16 protein-coding genes are annotated in these 16,112 nt (G+C 72.3%); 7 read left to right on the top strand and 9 right to left on the bottom strand.

Annotation, left to right across the window (positions count from 1 at the left end; translation table 11 throughout):
* Positions 1-144: 144 nt before the first annotated feature.
* Positions 145-1,317 (bottom strand): sulfite oxidase, encoded by a 1,173-nt coding sequence (locus ACWDAK_RS19600; RefSeq protein ID WP_344635930.1) that lies wholly within the window; start codon positions 1,315-1,317, stop codon positions 145-147.
* A gap of 235 nt (positions 1,318-1,552) precedes the next feature.
* On the opposite strand from ACWDAK_RS19600, the gene ACWDAK_RS19595 reads away from it, so the two are divergent.
* The 4 genes from ACWDAK_RS19595 to ACWDAK_RS19580 all read left to right on the top strand — a co-directional run bounded on the left by ACWDAK_RS19595 (position 1,553) and on the right by ACWDAK_RS19580 (position 3,864).
* Positions 1,553-2,329 (top strand): alpha/beta fold hydrolase, encoded by a 777-nt coding sequence (locus ACWDAK_RS19595; protein ID WP_427394094.1) that lies wholly within the window; start codon positions 1,553-1,555, stop codon positions 2,327-2,329.
* A gap of 65 nt (positions 2,330-2,394) precedes the next feature.
* Entirely contained in the window at positions 2,395-2,766 is a 372-nt protein-coding gene (locus tag ACWDAK_RS19590; RefSeq protein WP_344635932.1) for a MerR family transcriptional regulator, read from the top strand.
* Between the two features lie 373 nt (positions 2,767-3,139).
* Entirely contained in the window at positions 3,140-3,640 is a 501-nt protein-coding gene (locus tag ACWDAK_RS19585) for a hypothetical protein (RefSeq protein ID WP_344635933.1), read from the top strand.
* A 35-nt stretch (positions 3,641-3,675) separates the two neighbouring features.
* Complete coding sequence (locus tag ACWDAK_RS19580; protein ID WP_344635934.1) at positions 3,676-3,864, top strand: hypothetical protein; 189 nt, start codon at positions 3,676-3,678, stop codon at positions 3,862-3,864.
* A 240-nt stretch (positions 3,865-4,104) separates the two neighbouring features.
* Here the strand turns inward: ACWDAK_RS19580 and ACWDAK_RS19575 are convergent, their stop codons facing one another.
* Positions 4,105-5,589, bottom strand: coding sequence for a DUF2398 family protein (locus tag ACWDAK_RS19575; RefSeq protein WP_427394093.1), 1,485 nt, complete (start codon positions 5,587-5,589; stop codon positions 4,105-4,107).
* Positions 5,590-6,073: 484 nt separating this feature from the next.
* On the opposite strand from ACWDAK_RS19575, the gene ACWDAK_RS19570 reads away from it, so the two are divergent.
* Together ACWDAK_RS19570 and ACWDAK_RS19565 are read left to right on the top strand one after the other, a co-directional pair.
* Complete coding sequence (locus ACWDAK_RS19570) at positions 6,074-6,247, top strand: hypothetical protein (protein WP_427394092.1); 174 nt, start codon at positions 6,074-6,076, stop codon at positions 6,245-6,247.
* On the top strand, positions 6,244-6,990 hold the full coding sequence (locus ACWDAK_RS19565; protein ID WP_427394091.1) for a lysoplasmalogenase: 747 nt from the start codon (positions 6,244-6,246) through the stop codon (positions 6,988-6,990). The genes ACWDAK_RS19570 and ACWDAK_RS19565 overlap by 4 nt, the downstream gene beginning before the upstream one ends.
* An 88-nt stretch (positions 6,991-7,078) precedes the next feature.
* On the opposite strand, the gene ACWDAK_RS19560 is transcribed toward ACWDAK_RS19565, so the two are convergent.
* The 6 genes from ACWDAK_RS19560 to ACWDAK_RS19535 form a co-directional block, all read right to left on the bottom strand.
* The gene (locus ACWDAK_RS19560; protein WP_427394090.1) at positions 7,079-8,062 is read right to left on the bottom strand and encodes a hypothetical protein; all 984 of its coding nucleotides are present in this window, start codon (positions 8,060-8,062) and stop codon (positions 7,079-7,081) included.
* A gap of 166 nt (positions 8,063-8,228) precedes the next feature.
* Positions 8,229-9,032: an exodeoxyribonuclease III gene (locus ACWDAK_RS19555; protein WP_427394089.1), complete on the bottom strand. Its 804-nt coding sequence runs from the start codon at positions 9,030-9,032 to the stop codon at positions 8,229-8,231.
* 360 nt (positions 9,033-9,392) lie between these two features.
* Entirely contained in the window at positions 9,393-10,499 is a 1,107-nt protein-coding gene (locus ACWDAK_RS19550) for an ROK family glucokinase (RefSeq protein ID WP_427394137.1), read from the bottom strand.
* A 5-nt stretch (positions 10,500-10,504) separates the two neighbouring features.
* Positions 10,505-11,284, bottom strand: a complete 780-nt coding sequence (locus ACWDAK_RS19545; protein ID WP_344635941.1) for an ATP-binding cassette domain-containing protein — start codon at positions 11,282-11,284, stop codon at positions 10,505-10,507.
* The gene (locus ACWDAK_RS19540) at positions 11,281-12,315 is read right to left on the bottom strand and encodes an ABC transporter permease (protein WP_344635942.1); all 1,035 of its coding nucleotides are present in this window, start codon (positions 12,313-12,315) and stop codon (positions 11,281-11,283) included. The genes ACWDAK_RS19545 and ACWDAK_RS19540 overlap by 4 nt, the downstream gene beginning before the upstream one ends.
* Positions 12,312-13,310 (bottom strand): substrate-binding domain-containing protein, encoded by a 999-nt coding sequence (locus tag ACWDAK_RS19535; protein WP_427394088.1) that lies wholly within the window; start codon positions 13,308-13,310, stop codon positions 12,312-12,314. The genes ACWDAK_RS19540 and ACWDAK_RS19535 overlap by 4 nt, the downstream gene beginning before the upstream one ends.
* A 341-nt stretch (positions 13,311-13,651) precedes the next feature.
* Between ACWDAK_RS19535 and ACWDAK_RS19530 the strand changes: the two genes are divergently transcribed.
* A complete protein-coding gene (locus tag ACWDAK_RS19530) occupies positions 13,652-14,731 on the top strand; it encodes an alpha/beta hydrolase (protein WP_344635944.1) in 1,080 nt (359 codons plus the stop codon).
* Positions 14,732-14,842: 111 nt separating this feature from the next.
* Here the strand turns inward: ACWDAK_RS19530 and ACWDAK_RS19525 are convergent, their stop codons facing one another.
* The gene (locus tag ACWDAK_RS19525; protein WP_427394087.1) at positions 14,843-16,111 is read right to left on the bottom strand and encodes an acyltransferase family protein; all 1,269 of its coding nucleotides are present in this window, start codon (positions 16,109-16,111) and stop codon (positions 14,843-14,845) included.
* Position 16,112 lies beyond the last annotated feature (1 nt).

Genomic DNA, 16,112 nt, shown 5'->3' with positions numbered 1-16,112 from the left:
GAGGCTAGACGCACCGTCATGCCGAACCGTTCGCCGAGGCCGTCTGTTCATCAAAGTCTCATGGACGTTAAGGACTACTCACAGATTGCGACCGGCGAGGCGAGGCACCTTACCAGTCGTTATGGGCAGGTCACGGCACGTGGTCTAGACAATGATCACGGGGTGGCGCACGACGGCGCCGAAGAGGTAGCCCTCCCGGTTGGCGGCGGCCGCGCGGGGCTGACTGTTTCCCCTTCGGTCACCGGCGCGCGCCACCAGCGTGTACCGGCCCGGGTATTCGGGCCGCCAGTCGAAGCTCCAGCGCGTCCAGGCGGTGCTCTCGGGCCCGTCCAGCAGCCTGGCGCGGCGCCAGTTCAGGCCGCCGTCACAGCTCACCTCGACCCACTCGACCGGTGCTTCGCCGGACCAGGAGCGCCCGTAGAGCCGGTGACGTTCCCCCAGCGCGAGCATCGCGCCCCGGGCCAGCTCGAATGCGCTCTTGACCACCTGTCCGGTGAGCGGCTCCCCGCCCTCCGGCGGATGGCCGGGGCCGAACATCCGGTAGATCTCGGTGTTCCACGGCGAGTACAGCGGTTCGGCCGAGACCTCGATGGTGCCGACCCACTTGATCGAGGCGATCCCGACCCAGCCCGGCACCACCAGCCGCAGCGGTGCGCCGTGGTCGGGGGTGAGCGGCGCGCCGTTCATCTCGTACGCCAGCAGGACGTCGTCGAGTGCCTTGGCGACCGGCAGCGGCCGGCGGACCCGGCCCAGGTTCCGGCCGTCGGAGGTGACGTAGTCGGGGTCGAGTCCGATCGGCATCACGTCGACCGCTTCGGGGCGCAGCCCGGCCAGCCGCAGCACCTCTGAGAGCCGCACCCCGCGCCAGCGGGCGACCCCGATGCCGCCGAGCCTCCAGGGGGTACCGGGGACGGCCTGGTGCTGCTGGGCGGTGAAGAAGCTGCGGCCGTTGCCCGCGCACTCGATCGCCGCGGTGTACGAGGTGGCCGGCAGCCGCCGGAGTGCGGCGAGGTCGAACTCGACGGCGGGCCCGTCCAGTCCGCTGCCGGTGAGGGTGAGCCGCCACCGGTCGGGGTCGATGAGCGGGGTGCCGGTGTGGTTGCGGACGAAGAACCGCCCGGTGGGGGTGTGGAAGCCGGTACCGCCCTCGCGCAGGGCGTCCCAGCGCATCTCGGCGTTGGTCTCGTGCAGGACGAACCACTCGGGCGGCAGCGGCTTGACGATCCCGGGCAGCCCGGCGGCCGACTCCCGTTCGCCCTGCGGGAGTTCCTCGCCGCAGTGGCCCTGTCGCACACGATCGTTCTCGAACCGGTCCATCGGTCGCTTCCTTCCGGTCGGATGGGAGGAGAGGAGGCGTGTCCGCAAGCGCCCGCGGGGTGTCCGGGCGCCTGTTAGCGCCGTGTCATGCTCCGGATGATAGGGCGGCGCCGAACGACCCGGACAGCGGTCGGCTTGACCTTGACACAGGTGTCAACCTCTACCGTCCCCAGTGACGGCACCACTCACCGGCAGCCCCGGGCGCCACGCCCGACGGACCATCAAGGAACACTCCATGGCAGCAAACACGCTCTCCAGGATCACCCGGGGCACCGGCCCCGCACTCGTCCTCGCACACGGCGCGGGCGGCGGCGCCGAGGCGAACTGGGGCACCCTCATCGGCCCGCTCGCCGAGCACTACTCCGTGATCGCCCCGGACTACCCGGGCTCCGGCGGCAGCCCGGTCGAGGAGGGCCCGCTCGACCTGGACGACCTCGCCGACCGGGTGGTCGCGACGGCCGTCGAGGAGGGGCACGACTCCTTCGACCTGGTCGGATTCTCACTCGGCGCGGCGGTCTCGGTCCGGGCCGCCGCCCGGCACCCCGGGCGCGTGCGTTCGCTGGTACTGGTGGCCGGCGTGGCGGAGGCGACGTCGCACATCCGCCTGGTGGTCGACGCGTTGCTGGCGGCGGAGCGGCTCAGCCCGGAACTGTGGGGCAGGTTCAACCTCGCCTTCGCGTTCGGCTCGGAATGGATCAACCGGCACTCGCCGGCCGAACTCACCCTCCTGGCAAAGGCGGTGGCCGCGGGCACTCCGGCCGGCCTGCGGCAGCAGTTCGAACTGGTCACCACCGTGGACGTCAGCGGCGACCTGGCCGGGATCACCGTGCCGACCCTGGTGATCAGTGCCACCGCGGACACCCTCTCCGTCCCGGCGCAGCACCGGAGGTTCGCCGAGCGGATACCGGGCGCCCGGCTCCTCGAACTCGCCTCCGGCCACCTGGTCACCGTCGAACGCGGACCCGAACTGCTGGCCGCCGTCCAGGACTTCCTCGCCGCACGACACCGGTGACCGCAGCACCGGCGACCCCGCCGACCACCCGGAACAACCGGTCCCGGGGCCGCGTTGCACCCGGTATGCGCATCGGAGAACTCTCCCGCCTGACCGAGGTCTCGACCCGGCTGCTGCGGTACTACGAGCAGCAGGGGCTGCTCCACTCCGAGCGGACTCCGGGCGGGTACCGGGAGTACGGGGCGGACGCCCAGGTGCGGGTCCGTCAGATCCGGGGCCTGCTGGCGGCCGGCCTCTCCACCAAGGTCATCGCCGAGATCCTCCCGTGTGCCACCGGCCCGCTGCCCGCCCTGGAGGCCTGCCCCGACCTGCTGGCCACCCTGCGAGTCGAACTCGCCGACCTCGACGGCCGGATCGAGACCCTGACGCAGAGCCGCGAGGCCCTGGCCGCCTACCTGGCCACCGCCCGCCCAGCCGCCGTCCCGTACGCGGCCTGAGCCCACCCGCCGAGTGGGCTCCTGCCTCACTCGATGCGGGGCCCTCGGCGCACGCCCCGGCACGCCGCCCGCGGGGCGCGGTCGGCGGGCGGTGTGCCGGACGGCGCATGACAGTGAGCCGGACGGCTCGGGTGGGGCGCCTCATCCGTCCGAGTGAAAGGGGAGCTCATCCGTCCGGGTGAACTACGCGCACCCGGCACCGGACCGCCGGGCACCACAACTCCCGTACCCCGCCAGGCCGGACGGCGCCCACCAGGGCTGGTCACACAACGCAATCCAGCATTACAGACAGTCAGATCAGTGGCATGCTGGCCGACGCGCACCACCCGTCCGAGCTGCCGAGAAGGCCCGCACGATGTCCTTACGAGCGTCCGTGTCCTTACGAGCGTCCGTACTGCCGCGCTCGACCCGCCTGCCGGGCCCCTCGCGAACAGCCGAACAGCCACCCGCCCCCACCCGCCTCCCCGGCCGCGCGGCAGTCGCCGCCGACCGGGCCGTCCGCGCCCACCTGGCCCTCGCCACCGTCGCGGCCTGCGCCCTCGGCCAGGCCCTGCCCGAGGCGGCCGCCGCGCTCCGGCACTGCCACCCGGTGCCCTGGGTCAAACCGCCGCCGCTCGGCATGACCCAGCAGTTGCTGGCCGCCTGTGTCCCACGGCTGCTGCGCGGCCGCCGGCGCCGCGCCCGCGCACCGCACGGTCCGGGCGGGCGGGACGGCCACCGGCGAGTGCGCCGCCTTCACCCTCCGAACGGTCGGCACGGCTTCCGCGACCCCGGCCGGCGGCGCCGCAGCCGTCGCCCGCAGGCCACTCACCCACCCGTCACCTGCCCAGATGTCCCGACGCCGAGCCCCCGCCCAGACTTCACCCGGCCGTAGTCACCGTTTAACACCTCCCTGGAATGCTCTCCGACATGAACGCTCAGCCGACCTCGGCCTCCCAGGCCCTCTCCCCGGACCGCTTCCCGCTCCCCCAGCGGCACCGCCGGATCCTCGCCTGCGCCGCCGTCGCCGCCTCGATCGCCCTGGGCAGCCTCGGGGTGGCCGCCACCGTCGAGACCGTCCGCCAGGACACCCTCGCCATCAGCGCCCCGGCCCGCTGAACCCGCCCTTCCCGGCAACGGCCTCGAGCGGGCCCTCCACACAGCAGGCCCAACCGGCCCCGGGGCGCGCCGGCCGACCGGCGCAACCCATCCCGGCCCCGCCGCCTGCGGGCTGCTCCCGGCCTCCGGCCCGTGGGATCCCTCCCAACGGGCGCGGGGCGGCCCCCGCACCACCACGCTCCGATCCGCCGCACCGCAGATCACGCCACGGCCCGCCACGTCATCTGGACGGCGCCGCCGTCAGACGGTCAGCTCCTGCTGGGCCTCCGACGCCGGCCGGGAGTGCCGCCCCGACCCCGGCCCCCACTGGACCTCCAGGGGAGGGGCATAGCGCGCGGCCGGCGCCCGCAGCAGCCAGGCCCGCCCGGCCGGAGCGATCAGCTGCATCCGGTACAGCAGATCGAGCGCGTCCCGCCGGAAACCCGCCAGGTCGGCCAGGTAGTCGCGATGCCATCCCGCCGCCAGGCCGTACTCGTCCGTGATGTCGCCCAGCGCACCGTCTATCAGCGCGTCGGGGATCAGTACCGCCGGGGGCGCCGACTCCTCCGGCAGCGGACGCAGCTCCTCCACCAGGCGCTCGACCAGCAGCAGGGCGGCCTGCGCCAGCGTCCCGCTGCCCGGAAGGGCGAGGTCGGTGAGCTCGTCGGCCGGATCCAGCAGGGCGACGCCCTCGGCCCTGACCTCCGCCTCCAGGCCGAGGAAGTCGGCGAACAGCTCGGCCTCCGCCCACTGGTGCTCCAGCAGCCAGGCCCGCTCCTCGGCGCCGAGCTCGTCCAGCAGCACCACCGGGGTCTCGGCGAGCCGCCGCCGCACGGCGAGGGCCGGACCGTCGGCGGGCGGTGCGGCCAACGGACCGAGGGCACGAGCAAGTCCCCGGTCGGCCAGCGGAGCGTCGTCCTCACCCCAGGTCAAAACCCGCCAGCCATCGAGCAGTTGGCGAACCTCGGGCTGCTCCACCTGGGCCGGCCTGCCGTCGGCGAGCGCGTCGAGCGCCCGTACCAGAGCGGCGTACCCGGCCGGTCCGAAACCCGGCAGTCCGCGCCCCGGCAGCCCGGCCTTGTGCAGCCGGGCGTAGGAGTGACCGATGGTCAGGGGGTAACCGAGCACCGTGAGGAATCGTTCCGCCAGCCAGTCCGCATGACGGCGGACCAGCGGAAATCCCGCCGCGTGCGGGCCGTTCGCCGTCACCAGCGGATGTGCCGCCAACAGCCGGGCAGCGGTGCGCCGTTCGACCGCCACCTCCTGCGGGGTGCTACCAGGCGAATGCTCGGGCTTGCGGTGCCGGCCGCGCCTCGCCGGGACGGCGGGCGGCAGCGCGTCGGCGGCGATCCGCCTCGCCCGGCGCGGCCCCTGGGCCGGCCGCCCCGCACGGGACCTGAGCCCGACCGGGAGCCGCACACTCGGCCCGTGCCACCAGCTCGTCCCCGCCCCCGCGGCCCGCCCGCTCTCCAGTACACCACCGAAGTGCCGCGCGCCGTAAAGCCCGTAGGCCGCCGTGAACAGATCATGCGCCGCAACCGGGTCGGCCACCGCCAACTGCGCCGCAAGCCGCTCCGCCCTGCCGCCGGCCCCGGCCGCGTCAGCCGGAGCAGCCGTCACCACGGATACCGGGCCGGGTATGTCGGCAGGCGCGTCGGCGATGAGCTGCCCCGCTCCCACCCCGCGCCCGCCTGCCAGACCACCGGACGCCTCTTCGACGCCGGTCGTGTACTCGCGCTGCTCCATGTCGCACACAAGACTAGACGGTGGGTGAGGCCCCTCGTGGCACCATCCGGCCAGGCCGGACGATTCGACCCCGACGCCGGGTGGCCGGGACGCGGCAATATCCTACGCGCCGGTAACAACCCCTTCCGCAGGCCGCCCGCCGTCGCCTATCGTCCAGGACGTGCCGAATCCGCCCCGTGTGCTCCCGTGGTCGATATCGACATCTGCCCTGCTCACCGTCGCGCGGGACGCCTCGCCGCGACCCCGCCCGGACGGCGTCGGTCCCGCCGCGCCGAGCTGCTGCTCCCCGACGGCGCCGCTGGTCCGGCTTCGACCCCTCGCCCGGCGGTCCGGCCGCCCACCGCGCACGCACGCCGTCGGCCGCCGCCAGGAGCGACACACCGCCCGGGGCAGCCACCCGGACAGCGGACTCGACGGCAGCCGTACCCTGCGGCTCAGGACAACTGGCACATCGGCCTCGGCTCCCGTCGGACCGCTCCCCGGGATGACGGGCAGTCCGGACGGCTCCGCCCCGCTCCGGGCAGCCGTCCGCCGGAGTGCCCCGACCGCCCGGGACGCCGCCGCAGCCGGCTGCCGGGGCGGCCACGCCCGCCATCCCACCAAGGGTCCCGGCTGGAAGCCGACCCCGACCGACCACCTGGAGGCCACCCCCGTATGACCATCATTCGACGCCTGCGCTCCGCCCACGGCCTGCTCGGCACCCTCGCCGCCACCTCGGCCACCCACCTCGGCGCCATCGCCACCGGCGCGAACACGCTGCGGCTCGCCACCAAACCCGCGCTGATGCCGCTGCTCGCCGCGCACACGCTGGCCCGGGCCGAGCGGACCCCGCGACTGCTCACCTCGGCGCTGGTCGCCAGCACCGGCGGCGACGTACTGCTCCAGGTCGGCAACGACACCGCCTTCCTGGCCGGAATGGGCTCCTTCGCGGCCGCCCATGTCTGCTACGTCACGATGTTCGTCAAGCAGGGCGCGCTGAACGACCGTCGGCGCACGGTGCTGATCGCGGGAGCCTACGCGGCGGCCTGGGCGACCATGGTGAGTCAGCTCTGGCCCGGCCTGGGCGAGCTGAGAATCCCGGTCGCGGTCTACAGCCTGCTGCTGGCCTCCACCGCGGTGACCTCCGCCGGCCTCAACTGGCGGACTGGTCTGGGCGGGGCCCTGTTCCTGCTCTCGGACAGCCTGATCGCCACTCAGCTGGCGGGCTGGCGGGAGCTGCCCGGACACGAGTTCTGGATCATGGCGACCTATATCGCGGCCCAGTACCTGCTGGCCGTCGGCACCCTGCACGCCCAGGCCGCCGACTCGCCGGAGCCCGCCGACACGGCCGGCACCACGAAGGGCACGCCCTACCGGGCCCGGACGCGGCTCAGCGCCCCGGTGCACTTCCCGGGGCGCTGAGCCGAACGGTCCCGTCGGCCGGAGGCCGGCGGTGCACCTGTGCCGGGCGCGAGCCGCGCCGGTCCGGCCCAGGTTCGCCGTCGGTCCTTCAGTACCTCCCCGAGTTCCCGCCGGAGCCGCTGCGGCGGCGCAACAGCCAGACGCCGCCGATCCCGGCCGCGACGAGGGCGGCGCCGGTGGTCAGCTGCTTCGGGTCACTGGCGATCGAACCGCCGAGGCCGGTGCCCATACCACCGTGGGGGTACCGGCCGGAGGAACCGTCGTGGCCGTTCCCACTCTGCCCTCGGCCGCTGTCCCGACCCGAGCCGTTGTCGCGGCCCGAGCCGTTGTCGCGGCCGGAATTGTTGTCATGGCCGGAGCCGTTGTCGCGGCCCGAACCGCCGTCGTGGCCGTTCCCGCTCTGCCCTCGGCCGCTGTCCCGACCCGAGCCGTTGTCATGGCCGGAGCCGCTGTCCCGCCCCGAGCCGTTGTCGTGGCCGGAGCCGTTCCCACCGCCGTCATGGCCGGAGCCGTTGTCGCGACCGGCACCGGTGTCTCGGCCAGCACCATTGTTGTCACGACCCGAGCCGTTGTCCCGGCCTTGCCCGCCCGCTTTGTTCCCGGAGTCCCCGCCACCGGGGTCAGCTGCGGGTGCGGCGTTCATCACGGCCCCCGCGGCAGTGGCCAGTGCCACCTCGACGGCCCCGGCGAAGCTCCTCCCGTCCGGGCACTTGCCGTCAACGCCCCACTTGTTGTCGTTACTGCCGGACTTGCCGCCTGCCAGCCTGGCCAGTTCCTCCTTGGCCGCCAGCAGCACCGTGCCGCGGTACTTCCCGTCCGAGTCCGCGCTGAGCGCGGCCTTGCCTGTGGAGAATGCCTGCGAGTTGGCGGTCACACTCCGCTCCGCGTTGTTCCCGCAGGCCACGCTGACCGTGACCGACTGTCCGGGAGTCGCCGCGGCCGGGCTGACCAGGATCGGTTCAGCGGCCTTGACCGCCGTCTCGGGCGTCGCTGAACCGATTGCCGCCGGGACCGCGACCGCGACCAGAGCCGAGCCACCTAGCAGAGCTGCGGCCGTACGCGTGATGCGCATGCCCGTACCTCCAGGTTCTCGGGCGCAGCCGGGGACTTGGTCGTCCACGTGATCGAACGACTACGCCCTGTCGCCCATGACGCTAGGCAGCGCCGACACCGGCGGCCACCGCACGGGCCCGTTCGGGTAGACCACCCACCCGGCGCGGCCCGCCGGGCCATACGGGCTACAGAGCCAGGTCGACCACCACGGGCGCGTGGTCCGAGGTGCCCTTGCCCTTGCGGGCCTCGCGGTCGACGTAGCTGTCGCTGACGGCCTCGACGAAGGGCTTGTTGCCGTAGGTGAGGTCGATCCGCATGCCGCGGTTCTTGGGGAAGCAGAGGGCGCGGTAATCCCAGTAGGTGTACGGGCGGTCGTACTTCAGCGGGCGGGGCACGACGTCCTGCAGGCCGGCCGTCTGAAGGGCGGCGAGGGCGGCCCGCTCACGCTCGGTGACATGGGTAAGGCCCTCGAAGGCCGCGCGGTCGTAGACGTCCTCATCGGTCGGGGCGACGTTGAAGTCACCGAGCACGGCGAACGGACGGGCCCCGGCGGCGTCCTCCAGGACGGACCGGCGCAGCGCCTCCAGCCACTCCAGCTTGTAGCGGTAGTGGGCGTGGTCGACCTCGCGGCCGTTGGGCACGTACACCGACCAGACCCGGACCGGTCCGCAGGTGGCCGCGATGGCGCGCGGCTCGGTCTCGGGCAGCAGTGCGTCGTCGGCCAGGTAGCCGGGCTGCTCGGGCAGGCCACGGACGACGTCGGTGAGGCCGAGCTTGGAGAGGATCGCCACGCCGTTCCACCGGCCGGTGCCGTGGGCGGCCGCCTCGTACCCGAGCTCCTTGACCGCCTCGAAGGGGAAGGAGTCGGTGGCGCACTTGAGCTCCTGGAGGCAGAGCACGTCCGGCTTGGCGCCGTCGAGCCACTCCAGCAGCTTGGGGAGCCGGGCGGTCACGGAGTTGATGTTCCAGGTGGCGATTCGGACGGTCACGGGCGGCCTTCCCGGGCGTGCGGAGCTGGTGCGGACAAGGGACGGAAACCCCTCGGCAGGGCTCCCACCCCGAACATACCGCCCGCCGCCGACAACCCATCGAGGCTCCGGCGGCCACTCGTCCGGAGGAACCGGCTCCGGAGGCAGCGCCACGGGCGGCGGCTCGGGCCCGGTCGTCCACCCGGGCGCGTTCTGCTCCCCCGAGGGCGCCACCGGTATCACCTCGAAGGGCACGCCCATGGTCTGCGGCCGCACCTCCGACGGCCGCGACCGCTGGCACGCCGCCTGACGGATCTTCTGCCCGGCCGGGACCTGCCCGGCCCCTTGCCCACCACACCCGACGCGGTCGAGGCGCCCGGCTCAGGCCAGGTGGGCCCGTTCGGAGCGCCGGCGCTTGATGGTGCGGAAGCGCCGGGCGACCTGGCGGGCCAGGTCGGCTGCGCCGACCAGGCCGGCCTCGTTGCCGAGGGCTGCGTGCACGATCTGCGCCTCGGGGCGGAAGCCGCGGCCGGTGAGGGTGCGTTTGAAAGCCTCCTGGGCCGGGCCGAGCAGCAGGTCGCCCGCGTCCGAGACGCCGCCGCCGATGACGAACCGTCCGGGGTCGAGGGCGGCGGCCAGGTTGGCGATGCCGACGCCGAGCCAGTGGCCGATGTCGTAGAGGAGTTCGACGGCGACCGGGTCGCCCGCCCGGGCGGCCTCGGTGACCAGCGGGCCGGTGATGCCCTCCCGACCACCGCCCGCGCGGGCGAGCAGCGGCTCGACCACCGGCGACTCCTCCTCGACCAGCGAGCGTGCCTCCCGGACCAGTGCGTTGCCGGAGGAGTACTGCTCCCAGCAGCCCCGGTTGCCGCAGGGGCAGCGGTGTCCGCCCGGGACCACCTGCATATGGCCGAACTCGCCCGCCAGGCCGTACTTGCCGCGGTCCACGAAGCCGTCCCGGACCACCGCGCCGCCGATGCCCGTGCCGAGGGTGATCATGACCATGTGGTCCTCGCCCCGGCCGGCCCCGAAGCGCCACTCGGCCCAGGCGGCGGCGTTGGCGTCGTTCTCCACCACCACCGGGAAGCGGAACCGCTCGCTCAGGGCCTCCTGCAGCGGTTCGTTGCGCCAGTTCAGGTGCGGTGCGAAGAGCACCCGCGAGCGGTCCGCGTCCACCCAGCCAGCCGCGCCGATGCCGACCGCGTGGACGTCGTGCCGGTCGGCCAGCTCCAGCACCAGTTCGACGATGACGTCCTCGACCACCTTGGCGCTCTTGCTCTTGTCCGGGGTCTCGGTCCGCAGCCGGTCGAGCACCTTGCCCTCGCCGTCGACCACTCCGGCGACCACCTTGGTGCCGCCGATGTCCACGCCGATGGTGGGCAGCCGCAGCACGCTCGGGGGCAGTGCGCGCCGGCGCCGGTCGGCATTGCGCGGGCCGAGGCCGAACAGGGTGGGCAGCACTGGCGGCCTGGCGGTGCCGCTCGGGATGACGGTCACGTCGGCGGATGCTCCTTCGGGTCGGTGCGGCCGAGCTCGTGGGAGAGTTCGGCCAGGTCGGAGCCGCCCGCCATCTCGGTGGTGAGCCGTTCCAGGTTGATCTCCGAGCGCGGATGGCTACCCGCCATCCTCCCTCGTTTGAGCAGGGTGAAGTGGTCGCCCACCAGATAGGCGTGGTGCGGGTTGTGAGTGATCAGCACCACGCCGAGCCCGGCGTCCCGGGCGGCGGCGACGTACTTGAGCACCACGCCGGACTGCTTGACGCCGAGTGCGGCCGTCGGCTCGTCCAGGATCAGCGCCTTGGCGCCGAAGTGGACGGCCCGGGCGATCGCCACGCACTGACGCTGACCGCCGGAGAGCGTGCCGATCGGCTGGTCCACGTCATGCAGGTCGATGCCCATCTTCTCCAGGGCCTCCTGGGTGATGCGGCGCATCCGGGGTACGTCGAGGCGGAAGCGGCCGAGTTCGGCGCCGAGGAAGAAGTTCCGCCAGACCGGCATCAGCGGAACCACGGCCAGGTCCTGGTAGACCGTGGCGATGCCGCGGTCCAGCGCCTGCCGGGGCGAGCTGAGCCGGACCTGTTCACCGGCGATGGCGTAGCTGCCCTCGTCGTGCTGGTGCAGTCCGGCGATGATCTTGATCAGGGTGGACTTGCCCGCGCCGTTGTCGCCCAGCACGCAGCTGATCCGCCCCTGCTCGACCGTCAGCGAGACGCCCTCCAGCGCCCGGACGGCCCCGTAGGCCTTGCCGACCTCGTTGAGTTCCAGCAGTGTCACTTGCCCGGCCCCCGCTCCGCCCGTCGCTTGACCCAGTGGTTCAACAGCGCGGCCAGCAGCAGCATCGCGCCGAGGAAGAACTTGAACCAGTCCGGATTCCACTCGGCATAGACGATGCCCTTGCTGGTCATGCCGAAGATCAGTGCGCCGAGCGCGGAGCCGACCACCGAACCGTAGCCGCCGGTGATCAGGCAGCCGCCGATCACCGCCGCCACGATGTAGATCAGCTCGTTGCCGACGCCCTCCCCCGACTGCACGGTGTCGAAGGAGAACAGCAGGTGCTGCCCGAGCACCCAGGCGCAGAAGCCGACGCCGAGGTACAGGAAGGTCTTGGTCCGGGCCACCGGGACCCCGACCGCGCGGGCGGCCGCGGCATCGCCGCCGACCGCGAAGATCCAGTTGCCGAAGCGGGTGCGCAGCAGGATCCAGCTGCCGAGCAGCATCAGGCCGAGCCACCACCACACCGTGGCCTTCAGGGTCAGCCCGCCGATGGTGACCTCGGAGGCGAACAGCCAGTGGCAGGAGGCGAAGCCCTGCATGTCGGCGATCGACTTGGTGGAGACCGTGCCGGAGATCACCTTGGTGACGCCCAGGTTGGCGCCGGTGAGCATCAGGAAGGTGCCCAGCGTCACGATGAAGCTGGGCAGGCCGGTCCGGGCCAGCAGCCAGCCGTTCAGCGCGCCGATCCCCAGCGCGACCGCCAGCGAGACCAGCGCCCCGACCCAGGTGATCGCGGTGAACTGGTACGAGATCATCGAGGAGGTCAGCGCGGCGGTGGTGACCGCGACCCCGGCCGAGAGGTCGAACTCGCCGCCGATCATCAGCAGCGCCACCGGCACCGCCATGATCCCGATGGTGGAGGCGGTGTAGAGCACGGTGCCGATCGAGGAGGGCCGCAGGAAGCTCTCAGCCGCCAGGGAGAAGAAGACGAAGACCGCGACGGCGGCGAGCAGCGCGCCGAGTTCCGGGCGGGAGTGGTGGTGCCGGCGGCGCAGCGGCCGCTCCTGGGCGAGTAGGTCGGTGCCGCTCATCGGGTACCCCGCGCGACGTACTGGGCGAGCGCGGGGGCGTCGTCCTTGGTGAGCACCTGGGGTCCGGTGAGCACCGGCTTGCCGCCGCCGAGGGCGTCCAGGTTGTAGCGGTAGAGCCAGAGCAGGTCCACGCCCTCGTAGCCCTGCAGGTAGGGCTGCTGGTCCACGGCGAAGCCGACGGCGCCCGACTTCAGTCCGTCCACCACCTGGGTGTTGAGGTCGAAGGTGTCCACCTCGACACTGCGCCCCGCGTCCTTGACGGCCTGCAGTCCGGTGGCGGCGAGCGGGGCGCTGAGGGTGAGGACGGTGTCCAGGCCGGGGTCGGCCTGGAGCTTGGCGGCGATCGCCGACCGGGCGTCGGGCAGGTTGACCCCGTTCACGTAGAGGGTCTCCAGCTGCCCGTTGAACGCGCCCTTGGCGCCGGAGCAGCGCTGCTCCTGGCCGATGTTGCCCTGCTCGTGGATCACGCACAGGACGTCCTTGCGGCCCCGGGTGCCCAGGGCCGTACCGGCCGCCTGTCCGGCGGTGGTCTCGTCCTGCCCGATGTGGGTGAGCGCGCCGAAGCGGGCGGAGAACTCCTGGCCGGAGTTGATGCTGATCACCGGGATGCCGGCGGCCTTGGCCCGGGCCAGCGGGGCGGCCATCGCCTCGCCCTTGGCCAGCGTGACCAGGATCCCGTCGACCTTCTGGTCGATGGCGGCGTCGACCAGCTGGACCTGGCCCTGGGTCTGCGCGTCGTTGGAGTAGAGGAAGGTGATGTTGTCCTTGGCCGCGGCCTGTTCGGCGCCCTTGCGGACGGTGTCCCAGAAGGCGTCGCCCGCCCCGGCGTGGGTGATCATGGCGATCTTCCAGCGGGGGGTGTCGACCGCGCCGCCCGCCGTGCTCGCCGCCCGGCTGCGGGCCTGCTCGGCGCGGAGGCCGCCGGTACTGCTGCAGCCTGCCGTCAGCAGGGCAAGGGCGAGGAGCATCGTTACGGTTCTTGGCATACCTCCCATTGTCGGTGCGTTCTCCCCCAGGTCAGCACGGGCCCCGCGCCGCACCGCCGCGCGGGTGACGGCACGGCAGGTCCGCAAACTCCGCAGCAGAGCCAGGGCCGTTGGACGCGCCTCCGGGGGCAGGTGGCAAACTTGTCCCCGCACTTAGCCGGTTCCCAGCAACATGTGACGTTCCTCTCAGCTTTCCGTCAGCTTCAAGAGCAACTGATCTCCCGTTCGAGACCGTCTGATCCCATCGGTGCGCGTGCCGGGCGAGTGGCGCCCGGGCGGCCTGCGACCCGGATACGAGAAGTTAGATGCAACTGACAGGTAAACCATTTCTGATCCTCACGATCGTCCTCGTGCCGATCTCGATCGCGGTTGCCATGCTGCTCTGGGGGCGGGTTCGCGGTCCCAAGCCGCTGCAGTTCCTGACCCGGCTGATCATGATCCTGTTCACGCAGATCACAGCCGTCCTGATGGTCTTCGTACTCGTCAACAACGCCAACCTGATCTACGGCAACTGGGACGACCTGCTGGGTACCGGCAACCACATCCGGGCCGTGCCCGAGGTGCCGAAGGAGGACCCGAACGCGGCTCCCGGCCAGGGCGCCTCGGACCGGCCCAAGGTCATCCAGCAGTTCAAGTCGGTCGACGACCCCAAGGTCCCCAAGGACGTCAAGACCACCGACCTGAAGGGCCAGCTCTCCGGCGTGGACGGCGAGGTCGTGGTCTGGACGCCGCCGCAGTACGACGACCCGGCGTACAAGGACAAGAAGTTCCCGGTCGTCGAGCTGCTGCCGGGCTGGCCGGGCTCCTCCTCCACCTGGTTCGGGTCGCTGTACGTCACCAAGAAGCTCAAGCCGCTGATGGAGAACGGCCAGGTCGCCCCGTTCGTCCTGGTCTCGCCGCGCACCGAGCTGCTGGGCAACACCACCGACACCGGCTGCGCCGACGTCCCCGGCAAGGTCAACGCGGAGACCTGGCTCACCCGTGACGTGCCGCAGATGATCATGGACAACTTCCGGGTGGACGACTCCGCCGACCGCTGGGCCGTGGCCGGCTACTCCGCCGGTGGCCACTGCGCCGAGAAGCTCGCCGTCTCGCACCCCAACCGCTACCGGGCCGGCATCAGCCTCTCCGGCTACAACGACCCGTCCGCGGAGTCGGCCTCGCTCACCGCGAAGGACCCGCACCTGCGGGAGATCTCCAACCCGCTGAACATCCTGAAGACCGCCGCCACCCCGCCGAAGGTCGCGCTCTTCATGGCCGGTGCCAAGGGCGACGGCTACGAGGGCGCCCTCGCCGTGAAGGCCGCCGCCAAGGCGCCGACCACGGTCACCGTCCAGGAGCTCAACGGCGCGCACACCACGGACGTCTGGAGCAACGCGCTCCCCGAGGCGTTCAAGTGGCTGACGGGGATCATCCCGGTCCAGCACTGACCCGGACACAGCCCGAGGGGCCCGCCGAAACGATTCGGCGGGCCCCTCTCGTATTCCCAGGCGGCACTCGGGAGCGGTTCACCCGCCGCCCAGGGCTCTCCCAGCCCCCGGTCAGGCGGCGAGTGCGGCCCGGCGCTTGCCGAGCTGTCGGCGCGGCCACGGGAACAGCCTGAGTGAACGTTTCGCCGCCAGGTCCTCCATCCAGCCGAAGCAGAGGACGAACAGGGCGATCAGCGGGATTGCGATCATCAGCGGGAACCAGTGGCTGCGAAGCAGCCACTGGCCGTGCTGGAACATGAAGTCGACGTCCCAGAGCCGGTCGATGATCGGGATGGCCAGCACCAGCGCGGTGTTGTGCCACAGGTAGACGCTGACCGCCCGTGCGTTCAGCAGGCTGATCAGACCGTTCCACCGTTCCAGCGGCCGCGGCCAGCGCTCCCAGGACGGGCTGAGGTGGAGCAGCAGCAGGACGTACCCGAAGGACCAGACGGCCTGGGCGATCGGGACGCTGTCCAGGTCGCTGGGGACGGTCGGGTCGTCCACCGGCCGGCTGAGCAGCCACCACAGGCCCGCCACCATGATCAGCGGCGCCACCGACGGGGCCAGGTACTGCGGCAGCTTGCGCAGCAGGCCCTCCTGGTGGGCCATGCCGAGGATCCAGCAGGAGCCGAAGGTGGTGAAGTCGGTGACGGTCTCCCAGATCCTCCCCTCCTGGTCGAACAGGCCGGAGTTGATCAGGATCGACAGCGCGAGCGGGGTGAACACCGTGATCCACGGCTGCCTGCGCAGCGCCTTCAGCATCAGCGGCGAGAGCAGCACGTACCAGAGGTAGGCCCGCAGGTACCACAGCGGCACCGCGATCTGCTCGGCCCAGGTCGGCTCGACGATGCCGTGGAAGCCGTGCAGGTTGTCGCCGAACGGCGGGGTGCTCACCGGCAGCACCCAGAACGCCAGCTCGCCCCACCAGACGGCCGGGTGCCCGTCGGAGTTCGGGCCCCAGCCGTCCAGCACCATCGCGGTGATCAGGATCGCGCCGAACAGCCACATCGGCGGCAGCAGCCGGCGCAGTCGGCCGCGGATGACGCTGAGCGCCGGACGGCTGAGCGAACGGGCCATCAGCGATCCGGCCAGCGCGAACATCACGCCCATCGACGGGAAGACCAGTGGCAGCCAGGCCCAGCCGAAGTTGTGGTACAGCACCACTCGGCCCAGGGCCAGGGCCCGCAGCAGGTCGAGGTAGCGGTCGCGCCCGCCCTTGCGGGGCGCGGGCACGTCCTCGGCGGCCTGCTCGGCCGACAGGCTCTCGGGGGCCGGCCGGGGGATCCGCAGCTGGAGGGTCTCGGTGTGCAGGTCCGGGACGAAGGCGTAGGACTCGGACATG

The organism is Kitasatospora sp. NPDC001175 (genome assembly GCF_053598215.1).
The sequence above is the reverse complement of the archived record's forward strand: the minus strand, read 5'-3'. Positions and strand labels throughout refer to the sequence as shown.